This window comes from Mycobacterium sp. 852013-50091_SCH5140682, assembly GCF_001665685.1.
In the GTDB taxonomy this organism is placed as follows: Bacteria; Actinomycetota; Actinomycetes; order Mycobacteriales; family Mycobacteriaceae; genus Mycobacterium.
In genome coordinates, this window is sequence record NZ_LZTB01000091.1 from 26173 (window position 1) to 44349 (window position 18177).

General features: G+C 66.3%; 17 protein-coding genes. 8 read left to right on the plus strand and 9 right to left on the minus strand.

Annotated elements, in window-relative coordinates:
• Nucleotides 1–24: 24 nt before the first annotated feature.
• Nucleotides 25–1467, plus strand: coding sequence for a neutral zinc metallopeptidase (locus tag A5784_RS23450; protein WP_064947275.1), 1443 nt, complete (start codon nt 25–27; stop codon nt 1465–1467).
• Nucleotides 1468–1481: 14 nt separating this feature from the next.
• Here the strand turns inward: A5784_RS23450 and A5784_RS23455 are convergent, their stop codons facing one another.
• Both A5784_RS23455 and A5784_RS23460 read right to left on the minus strand, forming a co-directional pair.
• Complete coding sequence (locus A5784_RS23455) at nt 1482–2357, minus strand: Vgb family protein (RefSeq protein WP_064947276.1); 876 nt, start codon at nt 2355–2357, stop codon at nt 1482–1484.
• The gene (locus tag A5784_RS23460; RefSeq protein ID WP_064947277.1) at nt 2354–4957 is read right to left on the minus strand and encodes a glycosyltransferase family 1 protein; all 2604 of its coding nucleotides are present in this window, start codon (nt 4955–4957) and stop codon (nt 2354–2356) included. The genes A5784_RS23455 and A5784_RS23460 overlap by 4 nt, the downstream gene beginning before the upstream one ends.
• Before the next feature lie 203 nt (nt 4958–5160).
• On the opposite strand from A5784_RS23460, the gene A5784_RS23465 reads away from it, so the two are divergent.
• Nucleotides 5161–7239 carry an alpha-1,4-glucan--maltose-1-phosphate maltosyltransferase gene (locus tag A5784_RS23465; RefSeq protein ID WP_064947278.1) on the plus strand — a complete coding sequence of 693 codons (2079 nt, stop codon included), beginning with the start codon at nt 5161–5163 and terminating at the stop codon, nt 7237–7239.
• A gap of 7 nt (nt 7240–7246) precedes the next feature.
• Nucleotides 7247–9454: a 1,4-alpha-glucan branching protein GlgB gene (gene glgB, locus A5784_RS23470; protein WP_064947279.1), complete on the plus strand. Its 2208-nt coding sequence runs from the start codon at nt 7247–7249 to the stop codon at nt 9452–9454.
• Here the strand turns inward: glgB and A5784_RS39865 are convergent.
• Complete coding sequence (locus A5784_RS39865) at nt 9408–9671, minus strand: TetR family C-terminal domain-containing protein (RefSeq protein WP_353651916.1); 264 nt, start codon at nt 9669–9671, stop codon at nt 9408–9410. The genes glgB and A5784_RS39865 overlap by 47 nt on opposite strands.
• The gene (locus A5784_RS37740; protein WP_232006223.1) at nt 9584–9934 is read right to left on the minus strand and encodes a TetR/AcrR family transcriptional regulator; all 351 of its coding nucleotides are present in this window, start codon (nt 9932–9934) and stop codon (nt 9584–9586) included. The genes A5784_RS39865 and A5784_RS37740 overlap by 88 nt, the downstream gene beginning before the upstream one ends.
• A gap of 73 nt (nt 9935–10007) precedes the next feature.
• Here A5784_RS37740 and A5784_RS23475 point away from each other — a divergent pair, with 73 nt between their 5' ends.
• Entirely contained in the window at nt 10008–10274 is a 267-nt protein-coding gene (locus A5784_RS23475) for a hypothetical protein (RefSeq protein WP_197514853.1), read from the plus strand.
• Here the strand turns inward: A5784_RS23475 and A5784_RS23480 are convergent.
• The 3 genes from A5784_RS23480 to A5784_RS23490 are packed head-to-tail and all read right to left on the minus strand — an operon-like array spanning nt 10271 to nt 12778.
• The gene (locus A5784_RS23480; RefSeq protein ID WP_064947280.1) at nt 10271–11155 is read right to left on the minus strand and encodes a tetratricopeptide repeat protein; all 885 of its coding nucleotides are present in this window, start codon (nt 11153–11155) and stop codon (nt 10271–10273) included. The two genes, A5784_RS23475 and A5784_RS23480, sit on opposite strands and share 4 nt — an antisense overlap.
• A gap of 13 nt (nt 11156–11168) precedes the next feature.
• Nucleotides 11169–11552, minus strand: a complete 384-nt coding sequence (locus A5784_RS23485) for a DUF3817 domain-containing protein (RefSeq protein ID WP_082945033.1) — start codon at nt 11550–11552, stop codon at nt 11169–11171.
• Nucleotides 11553–11599: 47 nt separating this feature from the next.
• Complete coding sequence (locus A5784_RS23490; RefSeq protein ID WP_064947281.1) at nt 11600–12778, minus strand: acetyl-CoA C-acetyltransferase; 1179 nt, start codon at nt 12776–12778, stop codon at nt 11600–11602.
• Nucleotides 12779–12862: 84 nt separating this feature from the next.
• On the opposite strand from A5784_RS23490, the gene mce reads away from it, so the two are divergent.
• On the plus strand, nt 12863–13339 hold the full coding sequence (gene mce / locus A5784_RS23495; RefSeq protein ID WP_062832039.1) for a methylmalonyl-CoA epimerase: 477 nt from the start codon (nt 12863–12865) through the stop codon (nt 13337–13339).
• 4 nt (nt 13340–13343) lie between these two features.
• Here mce and A5784_RS39315 read toward each other — a convergent pair whose 3' ends face one another.
• Both A5784_RS39315 and nucS read right to left on the minus strand, forming a co-directional pair.
• Entirely contained in the window at nt 13344–13631 is a 288-nt protein-coding gene (locus A5784_RS39315) for an Rv1322 family protein (protein WP_082945034.1), read from the minus strand.
• Nucleotides 13631–14305: an endonuclease NucS gene (nucS, locus tag A5784_RS23500; RefSeq protein WP_064947290.1), complete on the minus strand. Its 675-nt coding sequence runs from the start codon at nt 14303–14305 to the stop codon at nt 13631–13633. Before nucS ends, A5784_RS39315 begins: the two co-directional genes overlap by 1 nt.
• Nucleotides 14306–14351: 46 nt before the next feature.
• On the opposite strand from nucS, the gene A5784_RS23505 reads away from it, so the two are divergent.
• The 3 genes from A5784_RS23505 to A5784_RS23515 all read left to right on the plus strand — a co-directional run bounded on the left by A5784_RS23505 (nt 14352) and on the right by A5784_RS23515 (nt 18041).
• The gene (locus A5784_RS23505; RefSeq protein ID WP_064947282.1) at nt 14352–15956 is read left to right on the plus strand and encodes an adenylate/guanylate cyclase domain-containing protein; all 1605 of its coding nucleotides are present in this window, start codon (nt 14352–14354) and stop codon (nt 15954–15956) included.
• 79 nt (nt 15957–16035) lie between these two features.
• Nucleotides 16036–17550 carry a DNA-3-methyladenine glycosylase 2 family protein gene (locus A5784_RS23510; RefSeq protein WP_064947283.1) on the plus strand — a complete coding sequence of 505 codons (1515 nt, stop codon included), beginning with the start codon at nt 16036–16038 and terminating at the stop codon, nt 17548–17550.
• Nucleotides 17547–18041 carry a methylated-DNA--[protein]-cysteine S-methyltransferase gene (locus A5784_RS23515; protein WP_064947284.1) on the plus strand — a complete coding sequence of 165 codons (495 nt, stop codon included), beginning with the start codon at nt 17547–17549 and terminating at the stop codon, nt 18039–18041. Before A5784_RS23510 ends, A5784_RS23515 begins: the two co-directional genes overlap by 4 nt.
• Nucleotides 18042–18177 lie beyond the last annotated feature (136 nt).

Here is an 18177-nt window from a genome sequence, read left to right on the forward strand (position 1 = left end):
GCGTTTTCACTATCCTGTAGCTCCATGAGTCGACGGCGCCTGACCCGTATCGCGATCGCCGCGTGCGCGGTGCTGCCGGTCCTGTCCTGCTCGACCGTGCTGCCGGGCAATCCCGTGTCGGTATTCGCCGATCCGTTCTCGGTGGCAGGCATGCCCGCGACCGACGGGCCCAGCGGGCTGCGGCCCAACGCCGAAGCGGGCACGCGCGACGTCACCGGCACCGACAACGGCGACGTCGACAAGCTGGCGGGCGACGCCGTCAGCGACATCGAAGACTTCTGGCACACCGCCTACTCCGACTCGTTCGACGGGGCGTTCGAACCGGTGTCCGAACTGATGTCGTGGGACGCGCACGGATACGACGGAGAGTTCTGCGGCGAGAGCACCTACGGGCTGGTCAACGCCGCGTTCTGCAAGCTAGACCGCACCATCGGCTGGGACCGCGGCGTGCTGATGCCCTCGCTGCGCAAGGACGGCGGCGACATGGCCGCCGTGCTGGTGCTGGCCCACGAATACGGACATTCGGTGCAGCAACAGGCCAAACTCATCACCAGAGGAACCCCGACGCTGGTATCCGAACAGCAGGCCGACTGCCTGGCAGGCACGTACATGCGGTGGGTGGCCGAGGGCAACTCGCCCCGCTTCACGCTCAACACCGGCGAGGGGCTCAACAACGTGCTGGCCGCCGTGATCGCGTTCCGCGACCCGCTGCAAAGCGAGGACGACGCGCAAGCCGGCGTGAACGAACACGGGTCGGCCTTCGAGCGGGTCTCGGCTTTCCAGTTCGGCTTCACCGACGGCCCGTCGGCCTGCGCGGCGATCGACGTCAAGGAGATCAAGCAGCGTCGCGGGGACCTTCCGGTCCTGCTACCCGAGGATCAGTCCGGTGAACTGCCGATCACCGAGAAGTGGGTGCGCGCGATGGTCGACGCGCTGAACACGATATTCAAACCGGCCAAACCGCCGCAGCTCAGTTTCTCTGCCGACGATGCGAAGACCTGCCCCAACGCCAGGCCCAGTCCCCCGGCCTCATATTGCCCGGCCACCAACACCATCGTCGTCGACCTCAACGACCTCGCGGCGATGGGCGTCAAGAACGAGGACGACGGGGCCATGGCTCCGGCCAACGGGGACAACACCGCCTTCTCGGTCCTGACGTCGCGGTACATGCTGTCCCTGCAAAACGCCCGTGGCGTACCACTGAACAACGCGAAAGCCGCCCTGCGGACCGCATGCCTGACCGGGGTGGCCAACGCCAAGCTCAGCAAGAACCTGACCATGAGCAACGGCGACAGCATCGTGCTGACCGCGGGCGATATCGACGAGGCGGTGTCGGGCATTCTCACCAACGGGTTGGTGGCCAGTGACGTCAACGGCGAATCGGTGCCGTCGGGCTTCTCCCGCATCGACGCGTTCCGGCTCGGTGTGCTCGGCGACGCCGAGCGCTGCTTCAAGCGATTCGACTGACAGCCGAGGACAATTCAGTTCGGCATGCGCAGCACGAAGCCGGACTCCAGCGCCACCCAGGCGGCACCGTCCGGACCGATCGCCAGCCCGTGTGGCTCACTGCCCGACGGCAGGTCGACGGTGACCACCTCGCCGTCGTCGCTGACTCGTGCCAATTGATCTGAGCCCCATAGGCTTACCCACACTCCACCCGACGGGTCGGCGACCACGGCATGCGGTTTGCCAGGCAGATCCAATTCCTGGATGGCATCGTCCATCGGGATGCGGCCCAACTTGTCGGCGCGGATCTCGGTGAACCACACCGCATCGTCATGGCTCGCTGCGATTCCGACCGGACCCGCTGCGGGCGTGGGCAATTGACGTTTGGTGAGCGTGCCCCTAGCGTCTAGACCTCCTCGCGTGCGGGCCAGCGTCAGCCTGCCGACCGCATTCCCCTCGTTGAGGGTGAACCACAGTGCGTCGTCGGGACCACGGGTGATCATCGACGGCATGCCGCCCACGGTCGCCTCGGTGGTGATCTCGCCTGCGGTGCTGATCCGGCCGATCACCCCGGACGTCATCGCGGTGAACCACAACGCCTCGTCGGGCCCCGTGACTATGCCGAAAGGGGCACTGCCGGAGGTCAATTCGAACTCCGACTGCTCACCCGCAACGGTGATCCGACCGATCCGGTCGTCCCCGCTGCGAGTGAACCACAGCGCACCATCAGGACCCGCGGTGATGATCGACGGCCGCGAACCCTCACCCACCGCATGGACGGCGACCTCACCGCCGGCGGAGATCCGTGCGACAGCCCCGGCGTGCACCAGCGTCACCCACATGGCGCCGTCGGGGCCAGCCGTCAATGCGTACGGACCGCCGTCGACAGCGACTTTGAGTGCTGAGCTCAAGCCAGCGTCACCAGTCCGAGTTCGTTGTCACCGGCCAGTAGCGGGTGGTGCGGGAGCACGCGCACGGTGTAGCCCACCGGCCCTGCCACCGGCAGTGGTGTGGTGGTGGAGAACACCTCGTTGCCGCCGTCGGCGGTCCCGGTGTGGGTCATCGCCACGGTGACCGGTTCGGTGATCGAGTCGGTGGCGTCGACGCGGCCCAGCACAGCTTGCACCACCACCTCCTCGGGGGCCAGGCCCGCCAGCTGCACGGTCGCCGTCAAGGTGAGCTGCGAGCCCAGCAGCGGCGTGTCGGGCAGCCCGTAGCTGTCCACGTCGGTGATCTCGATCTTGGGCCAGGCCAGCTGCGCGCGGCGCCGGTAGTCGGCCAATTCGGCGGCAGCCCCGAACGGTTCACCCGAGGCCGGCTGGACAGTCTTGCGCAGAGACTGCGCGGCGGGCAGGTAGTACTTCTCGGTGTAGTCACGCACCATCCGCGACGCGAGCACCTTGGGACCGAGCTCCTGCAGGGTGTGGCGCACCATCTCGACCCAGCGGGTCGGCACGCCATGTTCGTTGCGTTCGTAGAACTTCGGGGTGACCGCGTTCTCCAAGAGGTCGTAGAGCGCGGCGGCCTCCAGGTCGTCGCGGCGGCCCTCGTCGAGCAGCCCGTCGGCGGTCGGGATCTCCCACCCGTTCTCCCCGTCGTACCACTCGTCCCACCAGCCGTCGCGGATGGACAGGTTCAGCCCGCCGTTGAGCGCGCTCTTCATCCCCGACGTGCCACACGCCTCCAACGGGCGCAGCGGGTTGTTCAGCCACACATCGCAGCCCCAGTACAGGTAGCGGGCCATCGACATGTCGTAGTCGGGCAGAAACGCGATGCGGTGCCGCACCTCGGGCCGGTCGGCGAATTTGACGATCTGCTGGATCAGCGCCTTGCCGCCGTCATCAGCCGGATGCGACTTGCCCGCCACGATCAACTGCACCGGGCGCGCCTCGTCGAGCAGCAGCGCCTGCAGGCGCTGCGGGTCACGCAGCATCAACGTCAACCGCTTGTAGGTCGGCACCCGGCGGGCGAACCCGATGGTCAGCACCGACGGATCGAAAGCCGTGGCGATCCAACCCAATTCCGCATCAGAAGCGCCGCGTTCCAGCCACGATCGGCGCAGCCGGTCGCGCACGTCGGCGATGAGCGTTTCGCGCAGCTGCGACCGGATCCACCACAGGTGCCCCGGGTCGACCTCGTGCAGGCGCTGCCACAGAGCCGGTTCACGCAGCGACCCCAGATCATCGGAGCCGATGAGTTCGCGACCCAGCGCCACCCACTGTGGGGCCGCCCAGGTCGGGGCGTGCACGCCGTTGGTGATCGAACCGATCGGTACCTCGTTCGGATCGAATCCCGGCCACAGGTCGTTGAACATCTCCCGGCTCACCCGCCCGTGCAGCAACGAGACACCGTTGGCGCGCTGCGCCAACCGCAAACCCATGTGCGCCATATTGAACTTCGACGGATCATCCTCGGCGCCGAACGCGATGACGCGGTCCAGCGGCACCCCGGGCAGCAGACGCGAATCACCCTGACCATGGGCAGAACTGCCGAAGTACCGCCTGACCATGTCCACCGGGAACCGGTCGATGCCCGCGGGAACTGGTGTGTGGGTGGTGAACACCGTCGAGGACCGCACCACTGTCAGCGCGGTGTCGAAGTCCAGCCCGGCGGCGACCAATTCGCGGATGCGTTCGAGCCCGAGGAAACCCGCGTGGCCCTCGTTCATGTGGAACACCTCGGGTGCGGGCAGATTTTCGGCCTCGATGAACGCCCGGATCGCCCGGATGCCGCCGATACCGGCCAGGATCTCCTGCTTGATCCGGTGCTCCTGATCTCCACCGTAGAGCCGGTCGGTCACCCCACGCAGATCGTGCTCGTTCTCCGGGATGTCAGAATCCAACAGCAGCAACGGGATTCGCCCCACCTGCGCGATCCACACCCGCGCTGCCAGCTCACGGGAATCGGGCAACGCCAGGGACACCGTCACCGCCTCGCCGGCCGCGTCGGTCAACAGGCGCAGCGGCAAACCCTGCGGATCCAGCGAGGGATAGTTCTCATGCTGCCAGCCCTCGGCGGTCAACGACTGCCGGAAATACCCCGACCGGTAGTACAGCCCGACGGCGATCAGCGGCAAACCCAGATCCGACGCCGATTTCAGGTGGTCACCGGCCAGGATGCCCAGACCACCGGAGTAGTTGGGCAGGACCTCGGCGACACCGAACTCCATCGAGAAGTACGCGATGCCCTTGGGCATCTCCACGCCCTCGTCGGCCTGCTGCTGATACCACAGCGGCCGGGTCAGGTAGTTGTCCAGATCCGCGGCCAACCCGTCCAGACGGCTCACAAACGACTCGTCACGGGCCAGCTCGTCGAGCCGCTTGGGGCTCACCGCGCCCAACAACGCGACCGGATCGCCGCCGGCGGTCTTCCATAACGCCTGATCGATATCGGCGAACAAATCCTGGGTGGGCTTATCCCACGACCAGCGCAGGTTGATCGACAGGCGCTCCAGAGCCGCCAACCGCTCGGGCAAATGGGCGCGGACAGTGAACCGTCGGAGGGCTTTCACGCGACATCACCTTACTGACAAATCGCGATCTCGCAGACGATGAGCCTTGGACCACACAAAACCACACCCCTGCAGGACTGCGCGAAGGGAAATCAACACCTGCACTGCTTCTTCCCCGCCATGTTCGACCGGACACTACGGTGGGTACTGGACGCGACAGGGCAGTGCAATGGAACAGCGTTATCCAACGTGAGGAGTGACGGGTGGCCGGTCGTATCGGAATCGATGACGTCGCGCCAGCGATATCCGGTGGGCGTTTCCCCGCGAAAGCCGTCGTCGGCGAAGTGGTACCGGTGCGTGCGACGGTGTGGCGCGAAGGCCACGACAAGGTGGCGGCCACCTTGGTGGTGCGCTATCACGGCACCGACTACCCGAGACTGGCCGACGGGCCCACCCCCGCACCACCACCGGTGCCGATCCAGGACGTCGTGGCCCCCGCGACGCGGATCAAGCCGCAGGCCCTTGCGATGGCCCCGGGCGAGACCCCCGATGTGTTTCACGGCCAGTTCATCCCCGACCGGGTCGGGCTGTGGACGTTCCGGGTCGATGGGTGGGGTGATCCCATCGCGACCTGGCGCCACGCGGTCGAGGCGAAGCTCGAGGCCGGCCAAAGCGAGGGTGAACTGTCCAACGATCTGCTCATCGGCGCGCGACTGTTGGAGCGTGCGGCCGCGGGTATGCCGCATGACCTGCGCGAACCACTGCTGTCGGCGGCGGCGGCGTTGCGGCTGCCCGGTGATCCCTTCACCCGTGCCGGCGCGGCGCTGTCCGAGCAGGTCAGTGGCCTGCTGGCGCAGTATCCGCTGCGTGAATTGCTCACCCGAGGTGAGCGCTACGGGGTGTGGGTGGACCGGCCGCTGGCCCGGTTCAGCTCCTGGTACGAGATGTTCCCGCGCTCCACCGGCGGCTGGGACGCCGACGGGCATCCCGTGCACGGCACGTTCGCCACCGCGGCCGACGCCCTGCCGCGGATCGCTGCGATGGGCTTCAACATCGTCTACCTGCCCCCGATCCATCCGATCGGCAAAGTGCACCGCAAGGGCCGCAACAACGCGGTCACCGCCGCACCCGGCGATGTCGGATCGCCGTGGGCGATCGGCAGCGACGAAGGCGGCCACGACGCCGTACACCCGGACTTGGGGACGATAGAGGACTTCGACGCGTTCGTGGCCGCCGCCGCTGATCAGGGGCTGGAGGTGGCGCTGGATCTGGCCCTGCAGTGCGCCCCGGATCACCCGTGGGCCAAGGCGCACCGGGAATGGTTCACGGTGCTGCCCGACGGCACCATCGCCTACGCCGAGAACCCGCCCAAGAAGTACCAGGACATCTACCCGCTGAACTTCGACAACGATCCCGAGGGCCTCTACCACGAGGTGCTGCGCGTGGTGCGGTACTGGATATCGCACGGGGTCAAGGTGTTTCGGGTGGACAACCCGCACACCAAACCGCCGAACTTCTGGGCGTGGTTGATCGCCGAGGTGAAAAACGACGATCCCGACGTGTTGTTCCTCTCCGAGGCGTTCACCCGGCCCGCGCGGCTCTACGGGCTGGCCAAGCTGGGTTTCACCCAGTCCTACACCTACTTCACCTGGCGCACCTCCAAGTGGGAGCTCACCGAATTCGGCAAGGAGATCGCCCACTACGCCGACTGCGCCCGGCTGAGCCTGTGGGTCAACACCCCCGACATCCTGCACGCCAGCCTGCAGCACGGCGGCCCCGGCATGTTCGCCATCCGCGCGGTACTCGCCGCCACTCTCAGCTCGACCTGGGGGGTGTACTCCGGCTACGAGCTCTACGAGCATCGGGCGGTGCGCGAAGGCAGCGAGGAATACCTGGACTCCGAGAAATACCAGCTGCGGCCCCGCGATTTCCAGGCGGCACTGGATGCCGGCGAATCACTGGAGCCGTTCCTCACCCGGCTCAACGAGATTCGCCGGGTGCACCCCGCGCTGCGCGAGCTGCGCAACGTGACGTTTCACCACATCGACAACGATGCGCTGTTGGCCTACAGCAAGTTCGACCCGATCACCGGCGACACCGTGCTGGTGGTGGTGACGCTCAACGCATTCGGCCCCGAGGAATCCACGCTGTGGCTGGACATGGAGGCACTCGGAATGGAGTCCTACGACCGGTTCTGGGTCCGCGACGAGATCACCGGCGAGGAATTCCAATGGGGCCAAGCCAACTACATCCGCATCGACCCAGCCAAAGCGGTCGCACACGTGCTGAACATGCCGCTGATACCGCAGGACAAACGACTCGACTTGCTACGCAGGGAATGAGGTCACGATGACGCGAAGCAATCAACTCACCAACGCACAGCTGCGGCCCGACCCGTCAGATGTGCACCGGCTCCTGGCCGGCGAACACCACGATCCGCACGCGATCCTCGGCGCCCACGAATCGGGCGACCACACCGTCATCCGGGCCTACCGGCCGCACGCCGTCAAGGTGACCGCGCGCATCGGTGCCGATCGATTTCCGTTGGAACACCTGGAATCCGGGCTGTTCGCGGTGGCGGTGCCCTACACCAACCTGGTCGACTATCGCCTGGAGATCGGCTATCCGGGCGCCGACGACACCGTCGACATCCTCACCACCGCCGATGCCTACCGGTTCCTGCCGACGCTCGGTGAGCTCGACCTGCACCTGTTCGCCGAGGGCCGTCACGAACGGCTCTGGGAGATCCTCGGTGCGCACCGCAGGTCGTTCACCACACCGGACGGCGTTGTGGACGGGGTCTCGTTCGCGGTGTGGGCCCCGAATGCCAAGGGCGTCAGCCTCGTCGGTGACTTCAACCACTGGGACGGCAACGAGGCCCAGATGCGGGTGCTGGGCTCGACGGGAGTGTGGGAGCTGTTCTGGCCGGACTTCCCGGTCGACGGGCTCTACAAGTTCCGCATCCACGGCGCCGACGGATCGGTCTCCGACCGTGCCGACCCGATGGCGTTCGCCACCGAGGTACCCCCGCACACCGCGTCGCGCGTCTTCACCAGTTCCTACACGTGGGACGACGCGGACTGGATGACGCGGCGCGCCGAGCTCAATCCGGTATTCGAGCCGATGAGCACCTACGAGGTGCACCTGATGTCGTGGCGTCCCGGCCTCTCATATCGGGAGCTCGCCGAGCAGCTCACCGAATACGTTGTCCAACAGGGCTTTACCCATGTCGAGCTACTGCCGGTGGCCGAACATCCGTTCGGCGGATCGTGGGGCTACCAGGTCACGTCGTACTACGCGCCGACAGCGCGCCTGGGTTCCCCGGATGAATTCCGGCATCTGGTCGACACCCTGCACCAGGCCGGCATCGGAGTGATCGTGGACTGGGTGCCCGCGCACTTCCCCAAGGACGCGTGGGCGCTCGGCCGGTTCGACGGCACCGCGCTCTACGAACACTCAGATCCCCGCCGCGGCGAACAACTCGACTGGGGCACCTACGTTTTCGATTTCGGCCGGGCCGAGGTCCGCAACTTCCTGGTCGCCAACGCGCTGTACTGGCTGCAGGAATACCACGTCGACGGCCTGCGGGTGGACGCCGTGGCGTCGATGCTCTACCTCGACTACTCACGGCCGGAAGGTGGTTGGACGCCCAACATCTACGGCGGGCGGGAGAACCTGGAGGCCGTGCAGTTCCTGCAGGAGATGAACGCCACCGTGCACAAGGCCGCCCCCGGCATCGTCACCGTGGCCGAGGAATCCACCTCGTGGCCCGGCGTCACCAGACCCACAAACCTTGGTGGCCTTGGGTTTTCGATGAAGTGGAACATGGGCTGGATGAACGACACGCTGGACTACATCAGCCGTAACCCGATATACCGCAGCTATCACCACCACGAGATGACGTTCTCCATGCTGTACGCGTTCAGCGAGAACTACGTACTGCCCATCAGCCACGACGAGGTGGTGCACGGCAAGGGCACGCTGTGGGGGCGGATGCCGGGTGGCGATCACGAGAAGGCCGCAGGCCTGCGCAGCCTGCTGGCCTATCAGTGGGCCCATCCGGGCAAGCAGCTGCTGTTCATGGGCCAGGAATTCGGGCAGCGCGCCGAATGGTCCGAGGAACGTGGCCTCGACTGGTTCCAGCTCGACGAGCAGGGCTTCTCCGGCGGTGTGCAACGGCTGGTGCACGACCTCAACGCCATCTACCGCAGCCGCCCGGCACTGTGGAGCCGCGACACCTCACCCGAGGGCTACTCGTGGATCGACGCCAATGATTCGGCCAACAACGTGTTGAGCTTCCTGCGCTTCGGCGCCGACGGTTCCATGCTGGCCTGCGTGATCAATTTCGCCGGGACCGAGCACAGCCAGTACCGGCTGGGGCTGCCACACGCAGGCACCTGGAACGAAGTGCTCAACACCGACGCCGCGCTCTACAACGGGTCGGGCATCGGCAACTACGGCGCGGTGGAGGCCACGGACGAGCCGTGGCACGGCCGTCCGGCCTCGGCGGTCATGGTGTTGCCGCCGCTGTCCGCGCTCTGGTTCGAGCCTGCCTAGGCTTCCCCGCGAGATTCAGCTGCTGCAACCCGTCGAGGAGATGGCGTACCGCGGCACCGATGTCGCGGCGCGCGCGAACAGGGTCGGATGCGCCGGCGATCGCGGCAACGGCTTGATTGCTGAGCCCCATCAGCAGCACTGCCAGCGGTGAAATCGGCTGCGGCGCAAGCACACCCTGCTCCAGCAGACTGACGAGGCCGGCCTCGATATTGGCCAGGGTGTACCGCGCGTTGCGCTCCTGCCACTTCTGCCAGCCGACCTTCGCGGCAGCCGCCCTAACCGCGCACTCACCACCTGGTCGGCGCGGTCGAAGACCTCCTCGAAGAGTGCTTCCTTGTCTGCGAAGTGGTGATAGAGCGAGCCACGCGTCACGCCGCTGCGGCGGACGATCTCTTCGGTACCGGTCTTGTGATAGCCCTGCTCGCCGAACAACTCGGTCGCGACTGCGACGAGCCGCTCCCGCGAATCTCCCTTGACCATCGCCGCACCGGTCCTACCCGTCAGCCGGCGACAGCGGTGGACCCAGACATATCCGCTTGCCGCGGCCTACCGGATGCTCGGACCCAATCCCCTGCTGACCAAAATCCTGTTCGACGTGCTCCTCGGCGGCGCGGACATCGCGCGTACCGAGCAGGCGGCCGAGCTCAAAGCCGCGTTCCGCGCAATGAACCACGAATCAGCAAGGCACACAATCCGATACATGCACAGCTGGCGATCGCTCGCCGCCGTTACCATCCCGACACTGCTGATGACCGGCGAGGCCGTCACGGAATTCTGGGCCGCGGTGCCCGCATGGAGCCGGAGAAAAAGTGACCCCTAGTACAGCGCGTTCGCGAGGTTGCGCCGGCCGGCGACCACCTCGGGGTCGGCCGGGTCGAACAGGTCGAACAGCTCGATCAACCGCGTGCGCACGGCGGTGCGGTCGTCTCCGGCCGTTCGCTTGACGAGCGCGATCAACCGGTTGAACGCGGCCGAGATCTGCTGCTGCAGGATCTCGACGTCGGCCGCGGCGAACGCTGCCTCGATATCGGCCGGGTTTGCGTCGGCGACGGCCACCGCGTCGGGGCGCTGCACGCTGGCCCGCTGCAAGAAGGCGATCTGCCGGACTGCGCCCTTGGCCTCCGCGTGGTTAGGGTCGGAGTCCAGGATGGCCTGGTAGGCGGTCAGTGCGGCCGCGAAGTCACCGTTGTCCAAGTGGTCGCGGGCCGCCGCCAGCTCGGGATCGACCTGCTCGGCCTCGCCCTCCGGTCCGCCTTCGAGCTTGCCCGCTGTGGCTTGCAGCAGCGAGTCGACCCACCGGCGCAGCTGCTCGGGCCGCTGCGGGCCCTCGAAGCTCGCGATCGGCTGCCCACCGGCAAGCGCGACGACCGTGGGCACGCCCTGGATACCGAACATCTGCGCGACCCGCGGCGTGGTGTCGACATTGACCACCGCCAGGGACCACTTGCCGCCGTCGGCGGCGGCCAGGCCGGCCAGCGCGTCGCCCAGCTGAACGCTGGCCTCGCTGCGTGGCGACCACAGCAGCACCACCACCGGCACCTGGCTGGATCGGACCAAAACCTCGGCCTCGAAGTTGGCTTCGGTGACCTCGACCCCACCGGGCGCCGCAGACGCGGTGCCCTCGGTAGGCCGTTGCTTGAGTGCCGACAGATCAACCGCACCGGCCAGCGCCGGTCCGACGGAAGGACGTGGACGTGTCACGGCATCAAGTCTGTCACGTCGTTTCGGGGACTGCGCCTCCCGGTTGCAGCACCCCGGCCGAGCCGGCGGCCGGCGTGAGACGGGCGGTGCGGTCAGCCCACATGACGAAAATCACACTGCCCAGGGGCACGATGCTGGCCAGCAACGCCAGAATCCAGGTGCCGATGCCCCACTTGTGCGCCATCCCGACCAGCACGGCGGCCACCACGAACGCGAGGAAAATGCCGCCGTGGATGGGTCCGAACACCTTGACGCCAACCTCGGTGCGCGGAGTGCCCAGGTACTTGAAGTACATGCCGACCAGCAGGCCGGCCCAACTCACCGCCTCAGCGAGAGCGATGAGCCGGAACCAGCCCGAAACGGTGCGCAGGTCGAAGGAGCGTGTCATGGCCGCCATTGTGCCCGAGCGGCCCGCCAGCTACTACACAGCGTCGTTGATAGCTGTCAGCGACGCAGCACGAGCGCGTCGCCCTGGCCACCGGCTCCGCAGAGTGCCGCGACGGCGTAGCCCGAGCCCTTGCGCGCCAGCTCCAGCGCGGCGTGCAGCGTGATGCGAGCCCCGGACATGCCGATCGGGTGGCCGATGGCAATGGCGCCGCCGTTGACGTTGACCCTCGCCGGGTCCACCCCGAGCTCCTTGGTCGACGCGAGCGACACCGCAGCGAATGCCTCGTTGATCTCGATGACGTCCAGCTGGTCGGCGGTGATGCCTTCGCGGGCGATCGCCTTCTTGATGGCATTGGCCGGCTGAGACTGCAGAGTGGAGTCCGGACCCGCGACGACGCCGTGCGCGCCGATCTCACACAACCAGCTCAGACCCAGCTCTTCGGCCTTGGCCTTGTTCATCACCACGACGGCGCAGGCACCGTCGGAGATCTGCGACGACGAACCCGCGGTGATGGTGCCGTCTTTGCGGAAGGCCGGGCGCAGGCCGCCGAGGGACTCGGCGGTGGTGTTGGCGCGGATGCCCTCGTCCTCGGCGAACTCGATCGGGTCACCCTTGCGCTGCGGGATGGATACCGGCACCACCTCGTCGGCGTAGACACCGTCTTTCCATGCCGCTGCGGCCTTCTGATGCGACTGCGCAGCAAACTCGTCCTGCTCGGCGCGCGTGAACTTGTCGACGTCGTTGCGCTGCTCGGTCAGCGCGCCCATCGGCTGATCGGTGAACACGTCGTGCAGACCGTCGTAGGCCAGGTGATCGAGCACGGTGACATCGCCGTACTTGTAGCCCTCACGGCTCTTGGGCAGCAGGTGCGGAGCCTGCGTCATCGACTCCTGGCCACCCGCGACCACGACGTCGAACTCACCGGCACGGATGAGCTGATCGGCCAGCGCAATGGCATCGATGCCGGACAGGCACATCTTGTTGATGGTCAGGGCAGGCACATCCCAGCCGATGCCGCCGCCCACCGCGGCCTGGCGCGCAGGCATCTGCCCGGCGCCGGCGGTGAGGACCTGTCCCATGATCACGTACTCGACGAGCGACGCGTCGACCCCCGCCTTCTCGAGCGCGCCGCGAATGGCGATCGCACCCAGGTCACTGCCCGAGAAATCCTTGAGCGAACCCATCAATTTCCCAACCGGAGTACGCGCTCCAGCAACGATCACCGACGTTGTCATTTGTTACCTCCAGTGGGTGGTTGACGGAGCTGTGTGGCCGATCACACATACCGCGAACATTCAAGTAAAGGTTACCGTTGCGTTATGACCACCGAACATGTCGATACCCGTCCAGCGCTCTCCAGCGCCCTGGTGACTGCGATCGATCATGTCGGAATCGCGGTGCCCGACCTCGATGCGTCGATCAAGTGGTACCACGACAACCTCGGCATGATCGTGCTGCACGAGGAGATCAACGAAGAGCAGGGCGTACGCGAAGCGATGCTCTCGGTCCGCGGCGCCCCCAAGGGCAGCGCCCAGATCCAGCTGATGTCGCCGCTGGACGAGAACTCGACCATCGCCAAGTTCATCGACAAGCGCGGCCCCGGTCTGCAGCAGCTGGCCTACCGGACCAGCGATATCGACGCATTGAGCGAGCGACTGCGCAGCCAGGGTGTGCGCCTGCTGTACGACGCCCCGCGCAAGGGCACCGCGAATTCACGCATCAACTTCGTCCATCCCAAGGATGCCGGTGGCGTGCTGGTCGAGTTGGTCGAGCCGGCCGCCGACTCGGATCACTGACCCTTCAAGACCACCTGCGCGTCGGACCTCGATTGGTCCGGTTCGACCAGCAGGGCGTATGCCAATGTCTGCGATCGTCGACGGCGGTCTCTCCCATGTCTGCCGGCCATACCACGACATGTGCTGTGCCCGAACGGATTTCGTGGTCGCACCCCGGGCAGCGATACACCTTGACCGCGCGTGAGGCCGTGACGACCCGCACTTCGTAGTCGTAACCGTCAGCGCCTGTTTCGATTCGACGCGTCGACAACGTCGATGGCAGCTTCCGAGGTTCCTTGCGTCGGCGCCCCATCAGAACAGCCGGTACTCGGTGCTGTCCATGCCGCGCATCTGGTCATAATCCAATGTCACACAACGGATTCCACGATCCGTCGCCAGGGTGCGAGCCTGCGGTTTGATCTGCTGGGCCGCGAACACCCCGGCCACCGGCGCCAACACGCTGTCACGGTTGAGCAACTCAAGGTAGCGGGTCAGCTGTTCGACACCGTCGATCTCGCCGCGACGCTTGATCTCGACGGCCACCGATCCGCCGAGCTCGTCGCGGCATAGCAGATCCACCGGCCCGATCGCGGTCGGGTACTCACGGCGGACCAGCGTGTAACCGGTTCCCAGCAATTCGACGTGTTCAGCCAGCAGAGCCTGCAGGTGTGCCTCCACGCCGTCCTTGACCAGGCCCGGGTCGACACCGAGTTCGTGGCTCGAGTCATGCTCGACGTCCTCCACGGTGATCCGCAGTTGCTCGCCGGCCTTGTTCTCCACCACCCACAGCAGGCTCGCGTCACCGGAGTCTTCCTCGGTGACCCAACATGGCGGAGACATCCAGTTCAGCGGCTTGTAGGCACGGTCGTCGGCGTGCACACTCACCGAACCGTCGGCCTTGAACAACAGCAGCCGACGGGCGGACGGAAGGTGTGCGGTCAGCCGACCCACATAGTCGACAGTGCACTGGGCAATCACGAGGCGCACCCGAACCACCTTAAGGGCACGACCGACGAACTAGGCTGACGCCTCAATGATGGCCGACAAATCCGTGGCGAAGCGGCTGGGCTTGGTCCTGGAAACCCTGACCCGGCAGAGCAGCAGACTCCAGGACGAGCCGGCGTACGGATCGTGGATCCTCGGCCGGGTGTCGGAGAGCCAGCGCCGACGCCGCGTGCGGATCCAGGTCATCCTGACGACGTTCGTCATCGTCGCGAACCTGCTGGGCATCGGGGTTTCGCTGCTGATCGTCACGCTGGTGTTCCCCACCCCGAGCGTGTTCGCGCCGGACGTCCGGTTGATCACCTTCGTCGTCGCCCCGGCGTATGTCGCCGCAGCGCTGGTCGTCGGCGTGGTGTGGGCGACCAACCGGGTGATCAATTACGTGCGGTGGTCGCTGCAAGGACGGCCACCGAGCCGTCAGGACCAGCGCAACACCTTTCTCGCGCCCGGCCGTCTGACCGCGGTCCTGTTGATCCTGTGGGGCGTCGGCACCGCGCTGCTCACCACGCTCTACGGTCTGGTCGACAGCAACTACATCCCGAAGTTCCTGCTGGGCATCAGTTTTCCCGGCATCGTCATGTCGGTCAGCTGTTACATGTTCACCGAGTTCGCACTGCGTCCGGTCGCTGCTCAGGCGCTGGAGGCGGGCCCACCACCGATACGGCTGTCCTCGGGCATCATGGGCCGCACCATGGTGGTGTGGGCGCTGGGCTCCGGCGTGCCGATTCTCGGCATTCTGCTGGCTGCGATGTTCGCGCTGGTGCTGCAGAACCTCACGCCCACCCAGTTCGCGGTCGCCGTCATGGTGCTCGCAATGTTCGCGCTGATATTCGGATTCATCCTGATGTGGATCGCCACCTGGCTGACCGCGGCGCCGATCCGCGTGGTCCGGGCCGCGCTGCGACGCGTCGAGGACGGCGATCTCAACACCAATCTCGTGGTGTTCGACGGCACCGAACTCGGTCAGATGCAACGCGGTTTCAACTCGATGGTGCAGGGGTTGCGAGAGCGCGAACGCGTGCGCGACCTGTTCGGCCGTCACGTCGGCCGAGAGGTGGCCGAGCTGGCCGAAAAACAGAAGCCGGTGCTCGGTGGCGAAGAACTCCACGCCGCAGTCATTTTCGTGGATGTGATCGGTTCGAGTCAGTTGGTGACGAGCCGGCCTGCGACCGAAGTGGTCACCTTACTCAACCGGTTCTTCGCGGTCATCGTCGACGAGGTGGACCGCCATCAGGGGTTGGTCAACAAATTCGAGGGCGACGCGGTGCTCGCGGTGTTCGGTGCCCCGGTGCGCCTCGAACACGCCGAGGACGAGGCACTGGCCGCAGCCCGGGCCATCGCCGAACGGCTGCGCAGCGCGGTGCCGGAACTCTCCGCAGGCATCGGCGTGGCAGCCGGCCAGGTGGTCGCAGGCAATGTGGGCGCGAAGGAACGCTTCGAGTACACGGTCATCGGCGAACCGGTCAACGAAGCCGCCCGGCTGTGCGAATTGTCCAAATCCGTGCCGGGTTGCCTCGTCGCGTCATCAGACACCGTTGCCAATGCCACCGACGACGAGAAGGCACGTTGGTCGTTGGGCGACACCGTCACACTGCGCGGCCTCGATGAACCGACCCAATTGGCGGTACCCGTCTGACCGGGCATCGGCCTCGACCTCCACGACCATGTCGTTTTTCCGCTAGTTCCGCCGCGCTTCTCGTGCCATCGTTGCAGGTGTGCACGAGGATTTCGAACGCTGCTACCGGGCCGTCCAGTCGAAGGACGCCCGGTTCGACGGGTGGTTCGTCACCGCGGTGCTCACAACGGGGATCTACTGCCGCCCCAGCTGTCCGGTGCGTCCGCCGCTGGCGCGCAACATGCGCTTCTACCCCACCGCCGCCGCAGCGCAGGCTGCCGGATTCCGGGCCTGCAAACGGTGTCGTCCTGACGCGTCGCCGGGATCTCCGGAATGGAACGTGCGTGGCGACGCGGTCGCCCGGTGCATGCGGCTCATCGCCGACGGCACCGTCGATCGTGAGGGTGTCACTGGTCTGGCAGCACGCGTCGGTTACACCACACGGCAGCTGCAACGCATTTTGCAGGCCGAGCTGGGCGCCAACCCGCTGGCGCTGGCCCGCGCACAGCGCGCCCAGACTGCGCGGGTGTTGATCGAGACCACCGAATTGCCTTTCGGTGACGTAGCTTTCGCGGCAGGCTTCGCCAGTATCCGCCAGTTCAACGACACGGTCAGGGCCGTATGCGATCTGACTCCCACCGAACTGCGCCGGCGTGCGGCAACCCGATTCACCCGCGACGAGCCCACCGCACCCGGCGTGATCTCGCTCCGGCTGCCAGTCCGCGTCCCATTCGCATTCGAGGGCTTGTTCGGTCACCTGGCGGCCAGCGCAGTGCCAGGACTCGAGGAAGTACGCGACGGCTGGCTACGTCGCTCGCTGCGGTTGCCGCACGGCCACGGCGTGGTGAGCCTGCAGCCGCAGCCCGATCATGTCCGGTGCCGATTGGTGCTCGACGACTTCCGCGACCTGGCCGCCGCTATCGCGCGGTGCCGACGTCTGCTGGACCTCGATGCCGATCCCGAGGCAGTGGTCGATGCGCTGAGCGCCGATCAGGACCTGGCCACAGTGGTGGCCAAGGCGCCCGGCCAACGCATCCCCCGCACCGTCGACGAGGCCGAGTTGGCAATCAGGGTCGTGCTCGGCCAGCAGGTTTCGATCAAGGCAGCGCGCACCCACGTGGGCCGGCTCGTGAAGGCCTACGGACAGCCCATCCGCGACGACAACGGCGGACTGACCCATGCCTTCCCCGACGTCGCGGAACTCTCCGAAATCGACCCGGCCCACCTGGCCATGCCCGCCGCGCGCCGCCGGACGGTCAGTGCGCTGGTCGACGCGTTGTCCGACGGGCGCCTGGCCCTCGATCCCGGCTGCGACTGGACTGCAGCCCGTGAGCAATTGCTGGCGCTGCCCGGGATAGGACCGTGGAGTGCCGAGGTGATCGCCATGCGCGGGCTCGGGGATCCCGATGCCTTCCCGGCCAGCGACCTCGGCGTGAGGTTGGCCGCCGAACAACTCGGGCTGCCTTCAGAGCAGACCGCGCTGACCCGCTACAGCGCCCGTTGGCGGCCTTGGCGGGCGTACGCGACGCAACACCTGTGGACCACGCTCGACCACGCAGTCAACGACTGGCCGCTATCCCAACAGCAGGATCTGACAGTTCAGGAGACACGATGACCACACTGCAATGCCGGTCTGTGGACAGCCCCGTCGGGCCGCTCACCTTGGCGGGACGCAATGGCCAATTGATGCACCTTCGAATGGTCGACCAGACCTACGAGCCCAGCCGAGACGGTTGGGAGGTCGACGACTCAGCCTTTCCCGACGCCGTTGAACAGTTGGCGGAGTACTTCGCCGGTGAGCGGACGGTATTCGATCTGGAATTGCACATGGTCGGCACGGCTTTCCAACGGCGGGTGTGGGCCGCTCTGCAATCGATTCCCTACGGCGAAACGTGCACGTATGGAGATATTGCTCGCGAAATCGGATCGCCGGGCGCATTTCGGGCGGTCGGATTGGCCAATGGACACAATCCCATCGGAATTGTGGTGCCCTGCCATCGGGTAATCGGCGCGAATGGCAGCCTCACCGGATATGGCGGCGGTTTGGACCGTAAAAGGGCGCTGCTGGAATTGGAGAAGAGCCGGCGCGCTCCGGCACTTTTCTGATTGAGGATTACGACATACAAAAATGCCCGGGCCCCCAATCAATGATTGGGGGCCCGGGGCTTAATGTGTGTTCGGCGGTGTCCTACTTTTCCACCCGTGTGGGTAGTATCATCGGCGCTGGCAGGCTTAGCTTCCG

Coding starts and splice junctions, on each gene's coding strand:
- glgB (WP_064947279.1), top strand. CDS start 7,247: ATGACGCGAAGCAATCAACTCACCAACGCACAGCTGCGGCCCGACCCG.
- A5784_RS37740 (WP_232006223.1), bottom strand. CDS start 9,934: ATGGTCAAGGGAGATTCGCGGGAGCGGCTCGTCGCAGTCGCGACCGAG.
- mce (WP_062832039.1), top strand. CDS start 12,863: ATGACCACCGAACATGTCGATACCCGTCCAGCGCTCTCCAGCGCCCTG.
- A5784_RS23505 (WP_064947282.1), top strand. CDS start 14,352: ATGATGGCCGACAAATCCGTGGCGAAGCGGCTGGGCTTGGTCCTGGAA.
- A5784_RS39315 (WP_082945034.1), bottom strand. CDS start 13,631: ATGGGGCGCCGACGCAAGGAACCTCGGAAGCTGCCATCGACGTTGTCG.
- A5784_RS23450 (WP_064947275.1), top strand. CDS start 25: ATGAGTCGACGGCGCCTGACCCGTATCGCGATCGCCGCGTGCGCGGTG.
- A5784_RS23475 (WP_197514853.1), top strand. CDS start 10,008: ATGCTCGGACCCAATCCCCTGCTGACCAAAATCCTGTTCGACGTGCTC.
- A5784_RS23485 (WP_082945033.1), bottom strand. CDS start 11,552: ATGGCGGCCATGACACGCTCCTTCGACCTGCGCACCGTTTCGGGCTGG.
- A5784_RS23515 (WP_064947284.1), top strand. CDS start 17,547: ATGACCACACTGCAATGCCGGTCTGTGGACAGCCCCGTCGGGCCGCTC.
- A5784_RS23490 (WP_064947281.1), bottom strand. CDS start 12,778: ATGACAACGTCGGTGATCGTTGCTGGAGCGCGTACTCCGGTTGGGAAA.